At 55.7% G+C, this 17,550-nt stretch carries 18 protein-coding genes; 10 read left to right on the forward strand and 8 right to left on the reverse strand.

What is annotated here, in order from left to right:
- The first annotated feature begins 39 nt into the window (after nt 1-39).
- Nucleotides 40-966 (forward strand): 1,4-dihydroxy-2-naphthoate polyprenyltransferase, encoded by a 927-nt coding sequence (gene menA, locus FZF21_RS21460; protein ID WP_149121149.1) that lies wholly within the window; start codon nt 40-42, stop codon nt 964-966.
- Nucleotides 967-1,058: 92 nt separating this feature from the next.
- A complete protein-coding gene (rraA, locus tag FZF21_RS21465) occupies nt 1,059-1,544 on the forward strand; it encodes a ribonuclease E activity regulator RraA (protein ID WP_003862032.1) in 486 nt (161 codons plus the stop codon).
- A 586-nt stretch (nt 1,545-2,130) separates the two neighbouring features.
- Here the strand turns inward: rraA and zapB are convergent.
- Complete coding sequence (gene zapB, locus FZF21_RS21470) at nt 2,131-2,370, reverse strand: septal ring assembly protein ZapB (RefSeq protein WP_003862031.1); 240 nt, start codon at nt 2,368-2,370, stop codon at nt 2,131-2,133.
- Nucleotides 2,371-2,769: 399 nt separating this feature from the next.
- On the opposite strand from zapB, the gene FZF21_RS21475 reads away from it, so the two are divergent.
- The 4 genes from FZF21_RS21475 (at nt 2,770) to fpr (ending at nt 7,121) form a co-directional block, all read left to right on the forward strand.
- Nucleotides 2,770-3,615: an MIP/aquaporin family protein gene (locus tag FZF21_RS21475; RefSeq protein ID WP_003862030.1), complete on the forward strand. Its 846-nt coding sequence runs from the start codon at nt 2,770-2,772 to the stop codon at nt 3,613-3,615.
- A gap of 21 nt (nt 3,616-3,636) precedes the next feature.
- Complete coding sequence (glpK, locus tag FZF21_RS21480; RefSeq protein WP_006808669.1) at nt 3,637-5,145, forward strand: glycerol kinase GlpK; 1,509 nt, start codon at nt 3,637-3,639, stop codon at nt 5,143-5,145.
- Nucleotides 5,146-5,267: 122 nt separating this feature from the next.
- The gene (gene glpX, locus FZF21_RS21485) at nt 5,268-6,278 is read left to right on the forward strand and encodes a class II fructose-bisphosphatase (RefSeq protein ID WP_015569942.1); all 1,011 of its coding nucleotides are present in this window, start codon (nt 5,268-5,270) and stop codon (nt 6,276-6,278) included.
- Between the two features lie 96 nt (nt 6,279-6,374).
- A complete protein-coding gene (gene fpr / locus FZF21_RS21490; RefSeq protein WP_003862024.1) occupies nt 6,375-7,121 on the forward strand; it encodes a ferredoxin--NADP(+) reductase in 747 nt (248 codons plus the stop codon).
- Here fpr and FZF21_RS21495 read toward each other — a convergent pair whose 3' ends face one another.
- Complete coding sequence (locus FZF21_RS21495) at nt 7,122-7,541, reverse strand: DUF805 domain-containing protein (RefSeq protein WP_006808672.1); 420 nt, start codon at nt 7,539-7,541, stop codon at nt 7,122-7,124.
- A 112-nt stretch (nt 7,542-7,653) separates the two neighbouring features.
- Between FZF21_RS21495 and FZF21_RS21500 the strand changes: the two genes are divergently transcribed.
- Nucleotides 7,654-8,250 carry a DUF1454 family protein gene (locus FZF21_RS21500; RefSeq protein ID WP_017383094.1) on the forward strand — a complete coding sequence of 199 codons (597 nt, stop codon included), beginning with the start codon at nt 7,654-7,656 and terminating at the stop codon, nt 8,248-8,250.
- 111 nt (nt 8,251-8,361) lie between these two features.
- Entirely contained in the window at nt 8,362-9,129 is a 768-nt protein-coding gene (gene tpiA, locus FZF21_RS21505) for a triose-phosphate isomerase (protein ID WP_003862019.1), read from the forward strand.
- A 36-nt stretch (nt 9,130-9,165) separates the two neighbouring features.
- On the opposite strand, the gene FZF21_RS21510 is transcribed toward tpiA, so the two are convergent.
- From FZF21_RS21510 to cpxP, 6 genes are all read right to left on the reverse strand, one after another.
- Nucleotides 9,166-10,470: an SLC13 family permease gene (locus FZF21_RS21510; protein ID WP_023304636.1), complete on the reverse strand. Its 1,305-nt coding sequence runs from the start codon at nt 10,468-10,470 to the stop codon at nt 9,166-9,168.
- A 73-nt stretch (nt 10,471-10,543) separates the two neighbouring features.
- Nucleotides 10,544-11,287 carry a CDP-diacylglycerol diphosphatase gene (locus FZF21_RS21515; protein ID WP_003862014.1) on the reverse strand — a complete coding sequence of 248 codons (744 nt, stop codon included), beginning with the start codon at nt 11,285-11,287 and terminating at the stop codon, nt 10,544-10,546.
- A 111-nt stretch (nt 11,288-11,398) separates the two neighbouring features.
- Entirely contained in the window at nt 11,399-12,388 is a 990-nt protein-coding gene (locus FZF21_RS21520; RefSeq protein WP_032103450.1) for a sulfate ABC transporter substrate-binding protein, read from the reverse strand.
- Nucleotides 12,389-12,621: 233 nt separating this feature from the next.
- The gene (gene pfkA / locus FZF21_RS21525) at nt 12,622-13,584 is read right to left on the reverse strand and encodes a 6-phosphofructokinase (RefSeq protein WP_003862009.1); all 963 of its coding nucleotides are present in this window, start codon (nt 13,582-13,584) and stop codon (nt 12,622-12,624) included.
- 184 nt (nt 13,585-13,768) lie between these two features.
- Nucleotides 13,769-14,653, reverse strand: a complete 885-nt coding sequence (gene fieF / locus FZF21_RS21530; protein WP_017382698.1) for a CDF family cation-efflux transporter FieF — start codon at nt 14,651-14,653, stop codon at nt 13,769-13,771.
- A gap of 153 nt (nt 14,654-14,806) precedes the next feature.
- The gene (gene cpxP, locus FZF21_RS21535) at nt 14,807-15,313 is read right to left on the reverse strand and encodes a cell-envelope stress modulator CpxP (RefSeq protein WP_003862006.1); all 507 of its coding nucleotides are present in this window, start codon (nt 15,311-15,313) and stop codon (nt 14,807-14,809) included.
- 150 nt (nt 15,314-15,463) lie between these two features.
- Here cpxP and cpxR point away from each other — a divergent pair, with 150 nt between their 5' ends.
- On the forward strand, nt 15,464-16,162 hold the full coding sequence (cpxR, locus tag FZF21_RS21540) for an envelope stress response regulator transcription factor CpxR (RefSeq protein WP_003862004.1): 699 nt from the start codon (nt 15,464-15,466) through the stop codon (nt 16,160-16,162).
- A complete protein-coding gene (gene cpxA, locus FZF21_RS21545; protein ID WP_015569937.1) occupies nt 16,159-17,532 on the forward strand; it encodes an envelope stress sensor histidine kinase CpxA in 1,374 nt (457 codons plus the stop codon). The genes cpxR and cpxA overlap by 4 nt, the downstream gene beginning before the upstream one ends.
- Nucleotides 17,533-17,550 lie beyond the last annotated feature (18 nt).

Below are 17,550 nucleotides of genomic sequence, written 5' to 3' on the forward strand. Positions count from 1 at the left end.
CTGTTGATGGGGGCTATGGCCCCCATTTTTATTGGCTAAATAACTATGACTGATATCAGCCGTACACAGGCGTGGCTCGAAAGTCTGCGTCCTAAAACGCTTCCTCTGGCTTTTGCCGCCATTATCGTCGGTACCACGCTTGCCTGGTGGCAGGGTCATTTCGATCCGCTGGTAGCAGGTCTGGCGCTTGTCACCGCCGGGCTGCTGCAAATCCTCTCTAATCTCGCCAATGATTACGGCGATGCGGTAAAAGGCAGCGACAAGCCTGACCGCATCGGGCCGCTGCGCGGGATGCAAAAAGGGGTGATTACCCAGGCACAGATGAAACGGGCGCTGATTATCACCGTGGTGTTGATTTGCCTGTCCGGGCTGGCGCTGGTGACGGTCGCCTCGAAAACCACCAGTGATTTCATTGGCTTCCTGGTGCTGGGCTTGCTCGCCATTATTGCAGCCATTACCTATACCGTCGGGACGCGTCCTTACGGGTATATTGGTCTGGGCGACATCTCCGTGCTGGTGTTCTTCGGCTGGCTGAGCGTGATGGGAAGCTGGTACTTACAGGCGCACACGGTGATCCCTGCCCTGTTCCTGCCGGCGACCGCCTGTGGTCTGCTGGCGACGGCGGTGCTGAATATCAATAATCTGCGCGACATCGATAGCGACCGCGAGAACGGTAAAAACACGCTGGCCGTGCGTCTGGGTCCGGTGAATGCACGCCGCTATCACGCCTGCCTGCTCATCGGCGCGCTGGTCTGCCTGGCGCTGTTCAATCTGATTTCGCTGCACAGCCTCTGGGGCTGGCTGTTTGTGCTCGCCGCACCGCTGCTGATTAAGCAGGCCCGCTACGTCATGCGTGAACTCAGCCCGGCCGCCATGCCACCGATGCTGGAACGTACGGTAAAAGACGCGTTACTGACTAACCTGCTGTTCGTCATCGGGATTGTCTTAAGCCAGACGCTGAGTTAGCTGACAAATATCAATTAACAATTGATGATTTTGCCAACAACGCATTTCGCACGATATACTGAACACATTCGCAGCAAAAGAGCGTTAAACCTATGAAATACGATACCTCCGAGCTTTGTGACATCTACCAGGAAGATGTCAACGTCGTTGAACCCCTGTTCTCCAACTTTGGTGGACGGTCGTCGTTTGGCGGACAAATCATCACGGTGAAATGTTTCGAGGACAACGGGTTGCTGTACGATCTGCTCGAAGAGAACGGTCGTGGTCGCGTCCTGCTGGTGGATGGTGGCGGTTCAGTGCGCCGTGCACTGATCGATGCGGACCTCGCCCGCCTTGCGGTGCAAAACGAGTGGGAAGGGATTGTGGTCTACGGCTCCGTGCGCCAGGTGGACGATCTCGAAGACCTGGATATCGGTATTCAGGCCATTGCCGCCATTCCGGTTGGCGCAGCGGGTGAAGGCATCGGCGAAAGCGACGTGCGCGTTAACTTCGGCGGCGTGACCTTCTTCTCGGGTGACCACCTTTATGCTGACAATACCGGCATTATCCTTTCTGAGGATGCGCTGGATATTGAGTAGTTAATCGGTAAGCGAGATGCATAAAAAAACCGCCAACAGCAATGTGGCGGTTTTTTTTGTCCCTCGGGATTCGCGGTCCGTTGGGACGTCTTACAGACTAACACCAAGGAACTTCATCATACTCTCGCCCAAACCTTGGGCAACCCTTCCTAACCTTTATAAAATCCTAATTGTCTGTGAATACCTTAACTACCTGGTTGATGCTCATTATGATACCGCGTCCCTTTCCGCCATCTCGCAAATGGGCATCGGTCCAGGGAAAGGTGTATTCACTACCGTAAAGCAGGCTAACATCAAGGCTTGTGTCCACCGACTTATCACCGGTGGTGAACGGTGGAGCGGTAAGCAGCAGGGACCGCATAATGAAACGCTATTTATGTATCGCGTTCATTGTCGCCAGCGTACTCGTTGTAAAGAGCGATGAACCTGTTGGGTTTGTTGCTTTTGCTACGACAGCGCAGGACAAGTAGCGTTAAGGCCGCCCAGGGCGGCCTTTTTTATGGTTTGATATCGGTTAGGGAAACCATAAAAAAGCCGGGTGGCGGCTTCGCCTTACCCGGCCTGTTCAATGCATTCCCTAAGGAAATCAAACTTCTTCCATACGTCCCAGCAGCGCCTGCAAGCGTTCCTGCCAGCCGTTCTGCTGTTCGCGCAGCTGGTTGTTTTCGCGCTCCAGTTCTTCACGGCTGTGCTGAGCATTCTGAACTTCCTGTGACAGGGAGTTGTTCTTTTCTTTCAGCTCTTCAATTTCCATTTGCAGCAGCGTGATGGTGTCAATCGCCTGCTGTACTTTCGATTCCAGTTTCTCAAACACTTCTAAAGACATGATCCTACCTCTCCTGAATTGCAAGGCGACGCTTTAACGTAAACGCGCACAACATATGTTCCGATTGTATGGAGCGCCGTCGCCCCTGTCCAGCGGCATGCCACGCAGATCGCGGTTTGCAACACTTTTCGGCCTCGTCCTGGTGCGTTCGCCGCATATACCCCTAAGTTGTTAACCCATAAGTTAAAGAAATGATTCAGCCCATAATCATTATCTGATGCAAAAACGCGCTTTATGGCGCGAAAACGCTCATTTTATTGACGCAGACCACACATTTAGATTTCGATATTTCTCGTTTGTGCTCGTTAACGATAAATTAACACTATGTCTACAGGGCATCGTGACTGTCACGGGCGGTCACGCAAACAATAAACATTACTCTTTTGCAGGATTCCGATTATGAGTCAGACATCAACCTTAAAAGGCCAGTGTATTGCCGAGTTCCTGGGTACCGGGTTGTTGATATTCTTCGGAGTAGGCTGTGTCGCAGCACTGAAAGTGGCGGGTGCCAGTTTTGGTCAGTGGGAAATCAGTATTATCTGGGGTCTGGGCGTGGCGATGGCCATCTACCTGACCGCAGGGGTTTCCGGTGCACATCTTAACCCGGCGGTGACCATCGCGTTGTGGCTATTCGCGTGTTTTGACGGACGCAAAGTTGTTCCTTTTATCATTTCGCAATTTGCCGGCGCCTTTTGCGCAGCGGCGTTAGTTTACGGGCTTTATTACAATCTTTTCATCGACTTCGAACAGACGCATCATATGGTGCGTGGCAGTGTCGAAAGTCTGGATCTGGCAGGCATTTTCTCAACGTATCCGAATCCGCATATCAATTTTGTGCAGGCGTTCGCGGTTGAGATGGTGATTACCGCTATTCTGATGGGCGTCATCATGGCGCTGGGCGACGATGGAAACGGCATTCCGCGCGGCCCGCTGGCGCCACTTTTGATTGGCCTTCTGATTGCGGTAATTGGCGCATCCATGGGTCCGCTGACCGGCTTTGCGATGAATCCGGCGCGTGACCTGGGTCCAAAAACCTTCGCCTTCTTTGCGGGATGGGGCGATGTCGCCTTCACGGGCGGCAAAGACATTCCTTACTTCCTGGTTCCGCTGTTCGGGCCAATCGTAGGGGCGGCGCTGGGCGCATTCGGCTATCGCAAATTAATTGGTCGCCACTTACCGTGCGACACCTGTGTGGAAGAGGAAAAAGAGACAACGTCCACCACACAACAAAAAGCTTCGCTGTAATCTGACTACGGGACACATACCATGACCGAAAAAAAATATATCGTTGCGCTCGACCAGGGCACTACCAGCTCCCGCGCTGTCGTAATGGATCATGACGCGAACATTGTCAGCGTGTCTCAACGCGAATTTGAGCAAATTTATCCGCGTCCAGGCTGGGTTGAACACGACCCGATGGAGATCTGGGCGTCACAAAGCTCCACGCTGGTGGAAGTGCTGGCGAAAGCCGACATCAGTTCTGACCAGATTGCCGCTATCGGTATCACCAACCAGCGCGAAACGACTGTGGTCTGGGAGCGCGAAACCGGTAAGCCCATCTACAACGCCATCGTCTGGCAGTGCCGCCGTACGTCAGAGATCTGCGAACAGCTGAAGCGCGAAGGAATGGAAGAGTACGTGCGCAGCGCCACCGGCCTGGTGGTTGACCCGTATTTTTCGGGCACCAAAGTGAAGTGGATCCTCGACCACGTGGAAGGTTCACGCGAACGTGCACGTCGTGGCGAGCTACTGTTCGGCACCGTCGATACCTGGCTTATCTGGAAGATGACTCAGGGACGCGTTCACGTCACCGACTACACCAACGCCTCGCGCACCATGCTGTTCAACATCAACACCCTGGAGTGGGATGACAAGATGCTGGACGCGCTGGACATTCCGCGCGCGATGCTGCCAGAAGTCCGTAAGTCTTCAGAAGTGTACGGCCAGACCAACATTGGCGGTAAAGGCGGCACCCGTATTCCTATCGCTGGTATCGCCGGTGACCAGCAGGCGGCGCTGTTCGGCCAGCTGTGCGTCAAGGAAGGGATGGCGAAGAACACCTACGGCACCGGCTGCTTTATGCTGATGAACACTGGCGAGAAAGCGGTGAAATCAGAAAACGGTCTGCTGACCACCATCGCCTGCGGTCCACGCGGTGAAGTGAACTATGCTCTGGAAGGGGCGGTATTCATGGCGGGCGCCTCCATTCAGTGGCTGCGCGACGAGATGAAGCTGATCAGCGACGCGTTTGACTCCGAATACTTCGCGACCAAAGTGAAAGACACCAACGGCGTGTACGTGGTGCCAGCGTTCACCGGTCTGGGCGCACCGTACTGGGATCCGTATGCCCGCGGCGCGATTTTCGGCCTGACGCGCGGCGTGAACTCAAACCACATCATTCGCGCGACGCTGGAATCCATCGCCTACCAGACGCGCGACGTGCTGGAAGCGATGCAGGCTGACTCCGGCATTCGTCTGCACGCCCTGCGCGTGGACGGCGGTGCGGTAGCCAACAACTTCCTGATGCAGTTCCAGTCCGACATTCTGGGCACCCGCGTTGAACGTCCTGAGGTGCGAGAAGTGACGGCGCTGGGCGCGGCGTATCTGGCAGGTCTGGCGGTTGGCTTCTGGCAAAACCTCGACGAGCTTCAGGAAAAAGCGGTTATCGAACGCGAATTCCGTCCTGGCATCGAAACCACCGAGCGCAACTACCGCTACAGCGGCTGGAAGAAAGCGGTGAAACGTGCCCTGGCGTGGGAAGAGCACGACGAGTAAACCTATATTCCCTCTCCCCTGGGAGAGGGTTAGGGTGAGGGGCTCCGACCGCACCGGTCCCTTCGCCCCTCCCCACTCTGTGATAAACTTCGTGCAATTCCTTTTGATTGTACGAGTACCTCATGAAACGTGAACTTGCTATCGAGTTTTCCCGCGTCACCGAAGCTGCCGCCCTCGCAGGCTACAAGTGGCTGGGCCGTGGCGACAAAAATACCGCAGACGGTGCAGCCGTCCACGCCATGCGCATTGTGCTTAATCAGGTCAATATCGATGGCACTATCGTCATTGGCGAAGGCGAAATCGACGAAGCGCCGATGCTCTACATCGGTGAAAAAGTCGGGACGGGCAAAGGCGATGCCGTGGATATCGCGGTCGACCCGATTGAAGGCACGCGTATGACGGCGATGGGCCAGGCCAACGCGCTGGCGGTACTGGCGGTGGGCGATAAGGGCTGCTTCCTCAACGCGCCCGATATGTACATGGAAAAGCTGATCGTCGGTCCTGGCGCTAAAGGCGCTATCGACCTTAGCCTGCCGCTGGACGCCAACCTGCGCAATATCGCTGCGGCGCTGGGTAAAGCGCTCAGCGAACTCACCGTGACCATTCTGGCGAAACCGCGCCACGACGCCACCATCGCGTACCTGCAAGCGCTCGGCGTGCGCGTATTTGCTATTCCGGATGGCGACGTTGCCGCCTCTATTCTGACCTGCATGCCGGACAGCGAAGTCGACGTGCTTTACGGCATCGGCGGTGCGCCGGAGGGTGTGGTCTCTGCGGCAGTGATCCGCGCGCTGGACGGCGATATGCAGGCGCGTCTGCTGCCACGCCATGAGGTCAAAGGCGACAGCGACGAGAACCTTCGCATTGGTGCAGACGAACTGGCGCGCTGCGCGGCGATGGGCATCGAGGCCAATAAAGTGCTCGCGCTGAACGAGATGGCCCGCAGCGATAATGTGGTCTTCTCCGCAACCGGCATCACCAAAGGCGATCTGCTGGACGGCATCACCCGCAAGGGCAACATGGCCACCACTGAAACCCTGCTGATCCGCGGTAAATCCCGCACTATTCGCCGCATTAAGTCCATTCATTATCTCGATCGTAAAGATCCGGACGTACAGACGCACATTCTGTAAAACCGTTTGATCGATAGAGCTTTCCGGCCCGAATGGGCTGGAAATGTTTCCCACAAGTACGGAAGATAGAAGAGAGAAACAGCACAGGAGAAGATCATGGCGGACTGGGTAACAGGTAAAGTCACAAAGGTACAGTTCTGGACCGATGCGCTATTTAGCCTCACGCTGCACGCTCCCGTTCATCCGTTTACTGCCGGGCAGTTTGCCAAGCTCGGGCTGGATATCGACGGTGAACGCGTACAGCGCGCCTACTCTTACGTTAATGCGCCTGATAACCCGGACCTTGAGTTCTATCTGGTCACCGTCCCGGACGGTAAGCTCAGCCCACGCCTCGCCGCGCTGAAGCCGGGCGATGAAGTGCAGATTGTCTCCGACGCGGCGGGGTTCTTCGTGCTGGATGAAATTCCCGACTGTGACACGCTCTGGATGCTGGCGACCGGGACGGCCATCGGCCCGTATCTCTCCATTCTGCAATACGGCAAAGATCTGGAGCGCTTTAAAAATATCGTGCTGGTTCACGCCGCGCGCTACGCCGCAGACCTGAGCTATTTGCCGCAGATGCAGGCGCTGGAACAGAGATATGGCGGGAAGTTAAAAATTCAGACGGTGGTCAGCCGCGAAACCGCAGCCGGCTCGTTAACCGGTCGCGTTCCGGCGTTGATTGAAAGCGGCGCGCTGGAAGAAGCGGTGGGTTTACCGATGAATACCGAAACCAGCCATGTGATGCTGTGCGGTAACCCGCAGATGGTACGCGATACGCAGCAGTTGCTGAAGGATACCCGGCAGATGACGAAGCACCTTCGCCGCCGGCCGGGCCACATGACCGCCGAACACTACTGGTGATCAGCGGTACTTCACCTCAAGGGTATCTTTTCCATATTTGTTCTCGCTCTGGGTGCCGATAAACGCGCCCAGTTCGACAACCATCATTACAAAGATAACCGTCGGCAGCAGTCTGCCCACCACCCATGGGAGGATTGAGGGCAGCATTGACCAGTTCCCCGCCACCAGCATCCACGCCAGAATAATCAGGAAAGCCCATGCGCCGGAGCGGCCACGATCGTGCAGACGTTTCACCACTACGGCGGCGGTTGGCCACAGTAAACAGACCAGCGCAAATGCCGCCGTTTGCGTGCTCAGCCATGCGTTGTAGGCAACAAAAAACAGTAGCAGCATGGCGACAACCCACGTTGCAATCCAGATCCAGAAGTCACGGCGTCCAATACGCCCTTTGAATGAAAACAGCCACTGCTGTATGGTCATGTAAGGTTCCTTATTATTGTTTAGCCCGCATTTTACCCTGGAGTTGTGACCTTTTGACAAGCCGACAAGATATCGTTTTAATCATGGGCAATGATGGCCAGGGGCAATGTTGATGAAAAGTTCGGCACACTCTCTTTATTTGTGTTTAGCGATGCTGAGCGCCAGTTTTTCCCTCTATGCCGCGGAAACGGCTTCCCCGGTCACCGCCCCCTATCTTCTGGCGGGCGCCCCCTCTTTCGATCAATCTATCAGCCAGTTCCGCGAAGCCTTCAACAAAGAAAACCCCTCACTTCCGCTGGGAGAGTTCCGTGCGATTGACAGCGCCCGCGATACGCCGACCCTGACCCGCGCGGCCAGCAAAATTAACGAGAATCTGTATGCCTCTACCGCCCTTGAGCGCGGAACGTTAAAAATCAAAAGTATGCAGATCACCTGGCTGCCGATTCAGGGGCCAGAGCAGAAAGCGGCGAAAGCGAAAGCGCTGGAGTACATGAGCGCTATTCTGCGCGCCTTTACCCCCACCTTCACGAAAGCGCAAAGCCAGCAAAAGCTGCAAAAACTGCTTACCGCCGGGAAAAACAAACGCTATTACGCCGATACGGAAGGTGCCGTTCGCTATGTCGTCGCAGATAACGGCGAAAAGGGGCTGACCTTCGCGGTTGAACCGATTAAGCTGGCCCTATCAGACGCACTCGAGGGGGCGAATTAATGACAAAAAGCAAAGCCTTTCGAGGGAAAATCTCTATACTGATTCACAGACCATGCTGCCCGACAGGGCGGCCATATTCCTTAATTCGCTTATTGAGCGTGGAGAATTGAAATGCGACATCCTTTAGTGATGGGTAACTGGAAACTGAACGGCAGCCGCCACATGGTAAACGAACTGGTTGCTAACCTGCGTAAAGAGCTGGCTGGCGTGACCGGCTGCGCGGTTGCTATCGCTCCGCCGGATATGTACCTGGATCTGGCTAAACGTGCCGCTGACGGCAGCCACATCATTCTGGGCGCGCAGAACGTTGACGTTAACCTGTCTGGCGCGTTCACCGGTGAAACCTCCGCTGAAATGCTGAAAGATATCGGCGCGAAATACATCATCATCGGCCACTCCGAGCGTCGCACCTATCACAAAGAATCCGATGAGTTCATCGCGAAGAAATTCGCTGTGCTGAAAGAGCAGGGTCTGATCCCGGTTCTGTGCATCGGTGAAACCGAAGCAGAAAACGAAGCAGGCAAAACCGAAGAAGTGTGCGCACGTCAGATCGACGCTGTGCTGAAAACCCAGGGCGCGGCAGCGTTCGAAGGCGCGGTTATCGCTTACGAGCCAGTCTGGGCGATCGGTACCGGCAAATCTGCAACTCCAGCGCAGGCACAGGCGGTGCACAAGTTCATCCGTGACCATATTGCAAAAGCAGACGCGAAAGTGGCTGAGCAGGTCATCATCCAGTACGGCGGTTCCGTTAACGCATCAAACGCAGCTGAGCTGTTCACCCAGCCAGACATCGATGGCGCACTGGTTGGCGGCGCATCCCTGAAAGCAGACGCTTTCGCGGTGATCGTTAAAGCGGCAGAAGCGGCTAAGCAGGCGTAATTGCCTTTGTGGCGGGTGGCGCTTCGCTAACCCGCCCTACAAACGACCTAACACGCTAAACCACAAATAATCCAGCGGCAGCAGCACCAGATACGTCGCAATCGCCAGCGCCAGACAAAGCAGCATCCCCGCCTTCGCAGGCACTTTCCCTAAGCCCATCGCCACTACAATCGGCGACGCCTGATACGGCAGCAGCGGCGTGGAATACCCCAGCACCTGAATCATGATCACCGACAGCAGCGGGAAGCCGGTCGCGTCGGAGAAGCTCTGCGCCAGCGTGGTGTACAGCGCAGGAACGCCGTTGGCGGTCATAATGAAGTTGAGCGCCGTGGTGATCCCCGTCAGCGCCAGGAAGCTGGTAAACGGGCGGTCTGCATCCAGCGGCATGATATGGAGCAACGCCTCGCCTACGGCCGCACCGATACCGGTCTGCGTCACCGTAATGGCCAGCCCGAGTATACCCGCGACGTAAATACAGGTGCGCATATTCACCCCCGCCGAGAACTCTTCCCCGGTGATAAAACCGATGCGCGGCAGCATAACGATGACCGAGGCCGCCAACCCCGTCCACGCTGGCCCAACGCCGTGCCAGCTCTCCGTCACCCACATCGTCAACACCACCGCCAGCAGCCAGGCGAGTCGTTTTTCGTCACGCCCCATCGGTTCCGATGGCGTGAGATCCTTCGCCGGTTTCGGGTTGCCGGGGAACAGCCAGCAGATCAGGCCAATCAGAATCAGGCCTTTGAGAATACCCAGCACCGGGGTGTGCAGCAGCAGATACGGGACATAGTTGAGGTGGATACCGTATGAGCCTTCCGCCGCGCCGCTCATCACCAGGTTGGGCACGTTGGCGGGCAAAATAGTGGCCGAGAGCTGGAAGGTGCCAAACCCGACCGCCAGCGCCAGGCCAAACCAGGCCCGCGAGCCATCAGGAATGCCGGCCCGCTTCGCCATCGCGGCGACAATCGGCATCAGCAGCGCAATACGTCCCATGTTCGACGGCATCACGAATGCCAGGGCATAGCTCAGCAGCACAACGCTCGCCACCATCAGCACCCAGGAGTCGGTAAGCTTTGCCGACAGCGCCCGGGCGGCCCTGTCCGCCAGGCCGGTTTTCCGAATCGCCACGCCCAGCACAAAGCCGCTGAACACCAGCCAGAAGGCAGACGAGGCGAAGCCGCCGAAGATCACTTCCGGCGGGGCGATTCTGGCGGTCATCGCCGCCGTGAAAAACAACAACGCGGTGATAAATTCCGGCAACAGCGACGTCGCCCACAGCACGATGGTGACGCCGACGATCAGCGAGGGAAGCAGCAGAGGATGCGTTAACCAGAGCGACATACCTGTCTCCTGTAGAATTTTTCAGCAAGTCTACGGCGACAGGCAGGGCGAGTAAACGCTATTTATGGTGGGGTCACTTCAGGATATCGCATTGATGATCCTGCAATTCCTCAGCCGACGCGCGGTTAAAGGTAAGCAGGTTACGCTCTGTCGCCAGCAATACAAACGAGCCGTCCGACTGCTGCGCCATCGCCAGCGCGAAGCGTCCCATATGATCGCGGGCTTCCGGCAGCTCTTCCGCCAGCATCATAAACGGGCTGCGCTGCACCAGTTCGTTCTCCGTCACCCGACGGGCAAGGTATTCATGCCCTTCCAGCCCGCCCGGAAGCGGTAACCACTGGGTGCTGATTTGCCCCTGCGACGCGTTCAGCTTCTCACGCACGTCCGGGCGCAGACAGGAGATGTGGATATGAAAATGGTTTTGCGTGCGCCCGGTCGGGGAGTTGATGGTCAGCGAAACGGCGCTGTCAGGCACGTCGGCCCCCCGTTTCATACTCATAAAATGGCGAGACTGCCATGCCAGCCAGAAGAAATTCGGTGTCTGCGGCTCAGTCAGCAGCGGGCTTTCGGTGCCGTTGATACGGTACGTGGGCATCAGCAGGTATTGCAGCGGCCCGTTGCGGTCCTTGAACACCACGTAGCCCGCATCTGGCTTCACCTGCGCACACGGTGCCGGGTTACGGTTATGCAGCTGGTTGGGCACACACTGGTCGAGAACGATATGACGCAACGCATTCGGATTACCCGCTTTCATCCAGTACACGCCGCCTGCGGCAAGGGCGATAACGATCAGAATCAGTAAGATAATTTTTTTCACAACGCGTTCCCTGTTTTCAATAGAGGCAAAAGAGTAACGCAAAATGATGACCAAATAAAAAACCCGGCGGATTTCTCACACCGGGTTACCGTGTCGTTCTTTGTAAAACGCTTAGCGCTTGCTGATCTGGTCGAAGGTGCCGCCGTTAGAGAAGTGCTCTTTCTGCGCTTTGGTCCAGCCGCCAAACACATCATCAATAGTGAACAGCTTCAGTTTCGGGAAGGCGTTTTCGTATTTCTTCGCGACGGCCTCATCGCGTGGGCGGTAGAAGTTTTTCGCCGCAATTTCCTGCCCTTCAGGTGAGTAGAGGTACTTCAGATAGGCTTCCGCCACCGCTTTGGTGCCCTTCTTATCAACAACCTTATCGACGACGGAGACGGTCGGCTCAGCGAGGATGGATTCGCTCGGGGTGACGATCTCGAACTTGTCTTTACCCAGCTCGTTGGTCGCCAGCAGGGCTTCGTTTTCCCAGGCGATCAGCACGTCGCCAATGCCGCGTTCGACGAAGGTGTTGGTTGCACCGCGCGCGCCGGAGTCCAGCACTTCGACGTTTTTAAACAGTGCTTTGACGAAGCCCTGTGCTTTGGCCTGATCGCCGTTGTTGTGGTGCAGCGCGTAGCCCCAGGCTGCCAGATAGTTCCAGCGTGCGCCGCCGGAGCTTTTTGGGTTCGGGGTAATGACAGACACGCCTGGCTTAATCAGGTCGTTCCAGTCTTTAATCTGTTTCGGGTTGCCTTTACGCACCAGGAAGACAATGGTCGAGGTGTATGGCGCAGAGTTGTCCGGCAGACGCTTGATCCAGTTTTTGTCGATACGGCCACGCTCCGCGATCGCGTCCACGTCATAAGCCAGCGCCAGGGTCACCACGTCGGCTTCAATACCGTTGATCACCGATGTCGCCTGCTTACCGGAACCGCCGTGAGACTGGCGAACCACCACGTTATCGCCGGTTTCCTGTTTCCAGTGCGCCGCGAAAGCTTTGTTGTACTGGTCGTATAGTTCACGCGTCGGATCGTACGACACGTTCAGTAACTGAATGTCCTTTGCCAGAACGCTGGTCGATGCCAGCAATAATGTTAACCCCACGCCCCATTTATTCATCGCCCAGCTCTCTTGTGTAGTGTTTTGATGAATGCAGCGTGCCAGAAAGCTAACCGATGATTAAAGAATAAAAAAAGATTGGCTATAACGTGCAGGAATAAAAAAAAAGTGAATGAGCGGCCTGATGCCCTCACCCCAACCCTCTCCCACGGGAGAGGGAGCAACCATAAAAAACGGTAACCCAAGGGTTACCGTTTTGCATTTACCTTGCCGCCACCGGGCAACAGAGCCAATCAGTACAGTTTTTTCGCGCAGTCCAGCCAGTCACCTTTGAACGGACGCTTCATGTTTTCAATGGCGTCGATGATGTCATGGTGAACCAGTTTCTCGTTCTGAATACCGACGCAGCGGCCGCCGTGGCCCTGAAGCAGTAGCTCGATCGCGTACGCGCCCATGCGGGACGCCAGGATACGGTCGTACGGGCCTGGGGAACCACCACGCTGAATGTGACCCAGAACGGTCGCGCGGGTTTCGCGTTTGGTTTCGGTTTCGATGTACTTCGCCAGCTCGTCAACGTCACAGATGTGCTCGGTGATAGCAACGATGGCGTGTTTCTTACCTTTCGCGATACCGGCTTTGATTTCAGCGACCAGATCTTCACGGCTAAATTCCACTTCCGGCACCACCACGAACTCACAGCCACCGGCAATTGCCGCCGCCAGAGTCAGGTCACCGCAGTAACGGCCCATCACTTCAACAATAGAAATACGCTGGTGAGAGGAAGAGGTGTCACGCAGGCGGTCAATCGCTTCCACAACGGTACCCAGCGCGGTGAAGTAACCGATGGTGTAGTCGGTGCCTTTGATGTCATTGTCGATGGTGCCAGGCAGGCCGATGCACGGGAAGCCCATTTCAGTCAGACGTTTTGCACCCATGTAGGAGCCGTCGCCGCCGATAACCACCAGCGCATCCAGACCCCGTTTTTTCATGTTTTCGATAGCCACTTCACGGATGTGTTCGTCACGGAATTCCGGGAAGCGTGCAGAACCGAGGAAAGTACCGCCACGGTTGATCATGTCAGACACGCTGTAGCGGTCGAGCTGAACCATGCGGTCTTCATACAGACCCAGGTAACCGTCATAGATACCAAAAACTTCCAGACCTTCCGTCAGCGCTGCACGGACAACCCCACGGATTGCCGCGTTCATGCCCGGCGCATCACCGCCGCTTGTCAACACACCGATTTTCTTAATCATGACTACCTCTGAACTTAGGAATGCAAAATTGAAATCTGCTGCCGGAAGAAACTGTTCAACCGTCGAATACTGCAAATAGTATATCAATCCCTTCCAGCTGAATTGATTCAGGTCAGGCCATATGGTGGTAATTTATCCACAAAATGCTGCTCTGGCTCACTTTTTTACAACGAATTACGAAAGCTCAAAACGCCCTGGGTACGACAGAGCACGGATCCTGATGAATAATGACGTCTGACCCAGGGAAACGCTGCAAAATCGCCTGCTCCACCTGTTCAGCGACCATATGCGCCTGAACCAGTGGCAGGTTGTCTTCCATTTCCAAATGAATCTGAATAAAGCGGGTCGGCCCTGACTGCCGCGTACGAAGATCGTGAGCACCACTGACGCCAGGCCAGTTGGTCACGATGGCATAAATTTCATCACGTTCTGCATCCGGAAGCGCACGGTCAAGAAGCGACTGTACCGCTTCATACCCCATCCGCAAGGCGCTGTATAAAATATAGATCCCTATCCCTAACGCAAACAAAGCATCGGCCCGATGCCAGCCATACCAGGCCAGACCAAGCGCAATAAGAATAGCCCCATTCATCATAACATCAGACTGATAATGAAGCATATCGGCCCGTACAGCCTGGCTTTGTGTTTTGCGTACAACCCAGCGCTGGAACGTTACAAGAACAAGTGTGCTTATAAGTGCAACTACCGTTACGACCACGCCAACGCCCGGATCGTTCATCGGAGAAGGCGAAATAAGATGCTGAATACCGGTCAAAAACAGGAAAAGCGCAGAGCCCGAAATAAACATGCTTTGTGCCAGCGCGGCCAGCGATTCCGCTTTGCCGTGGCCAAACGTATGCTCTTCATCCGCCGGTTGCAGCGAGTAGCGCACCACCAGCAGGTTGGTCAGCGAGGCGGCAATATCCACCAGTGAATCCACCAGTGCCGCCAGAATACTGACCGACCCGGTGTACCACCACGCGAAAATTTTAATGATCAGCAAACACGACGCCATCACCGTCGCGGCTATTGCGGCCCGGCTTACCAGCCGTCCATAGGATTGATTCATAAACACTCCTGTCATGCCATGGCGCTAGTATAACGGATGGTGGTGGAGTGAAAGGATGAATAAAGCGTTAACAAACCTGAACAATGGGCAAAAAAAACCCCCACATCATGTGGGGGAAGACAGGGATGGTGTCTATGGCAAGGAAAACAGGGTTTACTGGTTACTACGGGTACTGCTATTGCTACTGAAAAGCGTCATATCTGAGCTTCGCTGCATCCGTGCAACCTCACGCAACTGGTTCATCCGTTGCTGATGTTTGGTATTCAAAACCGCTTGCTGCTCGGGCGTTAGCAGGTGGAACATCTGGTTGCGAACCTTCGCCATCTCTACCTGGCGGGCAACCTGTTCCTGCGCCATTTTTTCGGCCTGAGCGCGTACAGCGCTTTCGTCAAAATTTTCTGCGGTGACAAGGCGATGCATTGTCTCCATTTCGCTAACATTAACAGGGGGCTGGTCGTGTCTTGCCCTCTGCATCAGATCTCGCATCTGTTGACGCTGATGTTCGGTTAAACTTATGCCGTCAAACATATGGCTTTGGCTGCTGTGCTGCGTTGCGCCCTCTGCTGAGGAACCGTTATCGCTGATGATAGCTACAGCAGCCTGGCTAAACGCACTGAAGGCCAGCGTTGAGGCCATGACGGCAGCGGTAACTTTGCGCATCACTTGCTCCCAAAATCTTTCGTGTCGCGATTCAACGAGAGACAGTCTACGATTCAGGCTGCAAACATGCGTCAGGGGGTGTAAAACAACGTAAAGTCATGGATTAGATAGCCTTGATGTCGTAATTTCTGCCTCGGAGGTATTTAAACAATGAATAAAATCCTGTTAGTTGATGATGACCGAGAGCTCACATCTCTTTTAAAGGAGTTGCTCGACATGGAAGGTTTCAACGTCCTGGTTGCCCATGATGGCGAGCAGGCGCTGAGTCTCCTTGACGACAGCATCGATTTACTTTTGCTCGACGTCATGATGCCGAAGAAAAACGGTATTGATACGTTGAAAGAGCTTCGCCAGACACACCAGACCCCCGTCATTATGCTGACCGCACGCGGCAGCGAGCTTGACCGCGTTCTCGGCCTTGAGCTGGGTGCGGATGACTATTTACCTAAGCCGTTCAACGACCGTGAACTGGTGGCCCGTATTCGCGCGATCCTGCGCCGCTCTCACTGGAGCGAGCAGCAGCAGAATACCGACAACAGCTCACCTACGCTGGAAGTGGACTCCCTGAGCCTGAACCCGGGCCGCCAGGAAGCGAGCTTCGACGGTGAAACGCTGGAGCTAACCGGCACCGAGTTCACCCTGCTGTATCTGCTGGCGCAGCATCTCGGCCAGGTGGTGTCGCGTGAACACTTAAGCCAGGAAGTGCTGGGCAAACGCCTCACCCCGTTTGACCGCGCCATCGATATGCATATCTCGAACCTGCGCCGTAAGCTGCCGGAGCGTAAAGACGGTCACCCCTGGTTTAAAACCCTGCGTGGTCGCGGTTATCTGATGGTTTCCGCTTCATGATAGGCAGCTTAACCGCCCGCATCTTCGCCATCTTCTGGCTGACGCTGGCACTGGTTTTAATGCTCGTTTTGATGTTGCCAAAACTCGACTCACGCCAGATGACGGAGCTACTCGACAGCGAGCAACGTCAGGGCGTGATGATCGAGCAGCACGTGGAAGCGGAGCTGGCAAACGATCCGCCGAACGATTTAATGTGGTGGCGCAGGCTGTTTCGCGCTATCGACAAGTGGGCGCCCCCCGGACAACGTCTTTTACTGGTCACCAGTGAAGGCCGCGTGATTGGGGCCGATCGCAATGAAATGCAGATTATCCGCAACTTTATTGGCCAGGCGGATAATGCCGATCACCCACAGAAAAAGAAATATGGTCGGGTAGAGATGGTCGGTCCTTTCTCGGTGCGGGATGGGGAAGACAATTACCAGCTCTACCTGATCCGCCCTGCGAGCAGTTCCCAGTCCGACTTCATCAACCTGCTGTTTGACCGTCCGCTTTTGCTGTTGATTGTCACGATGCTGGTCAGTTCCCCGCTGCTGTTATGGCTGGCGTGGAGCCTGGCGAAACCGGCGCGTAAGCTGAAAAATGCGGCGGACGAAGTGGCGCAGGGCAACCTGAGGCAACATCCGGAGCTGGAATCCGGGCCGCAGGAGTTTCTGGCCGCCGGAACCAGTTTTAACCAGATGGTCTCTGCTCTTGACCGCATGATGACCGCGCAGCAACGCCTGCTGTCGGATATCTCCCACGAGCTGCGGACGCCGCTCACGCGCTTACAGCTGGGTACCGCCCTGCTGCGCCGCCGCAGCGGTGAGAGCAAAGAGCTGGAGCGTATTGAGACGGAAGCGCATCGCCTGGACAGCATGATCAACGATCTGCTGGTGATGTCGCGCAATCAGCAGAAAAACGCGCTGGTGAGCGAAACGGTGAAAGCCAATCACCTCTGGCATGAGGTGCTGGACAACGCGGCGTTCGAAGCGGAGCAGATGGGCAAATCGTTCACCGTCAACTTCCCGCCGGGCCCGTGGCCGCTCTACGGTAACCCCAACACGCTGGAAAGCGCGCTGGAGAATATCGTGCGTAACGCCCTGCGCTATTCGCACACGAAGATTGAAGTGGCGTTTTCGGTGGATAAAGACGGGATTACCGTCATTGTCGATGACGATGGTCCTGGCGTCAGCCCGGAAGATCGCGAGCAGATTTTCCGTCCGTTCTACCGCACCGACGAGGCGCGCGACCGTGAATCTGGTGGTACGGGGCTAGGTCTGGCGATTGTTGAAACCGCCATGCAACAGCACCGTGGCTGGGTGAAAGCCGATGACAGCCCGCTGGGCGGGCTGAGGTTAACGCTGTGGCTGCCGCTGTATAAGCGTTCGTAACCGTATGTGCCGGGTGGC

Origin of the sequence: Enterobacter sp. LU1 (assembly GCF_008271405.2) — a bacterium.
Classification (GTDB): Bacteria; Pseudomonadota; Gammaproteobacteria; order Enterobacterales; family Enterobacteriaceae; genus Enterobacter; species Enterobacter hormaechei_C.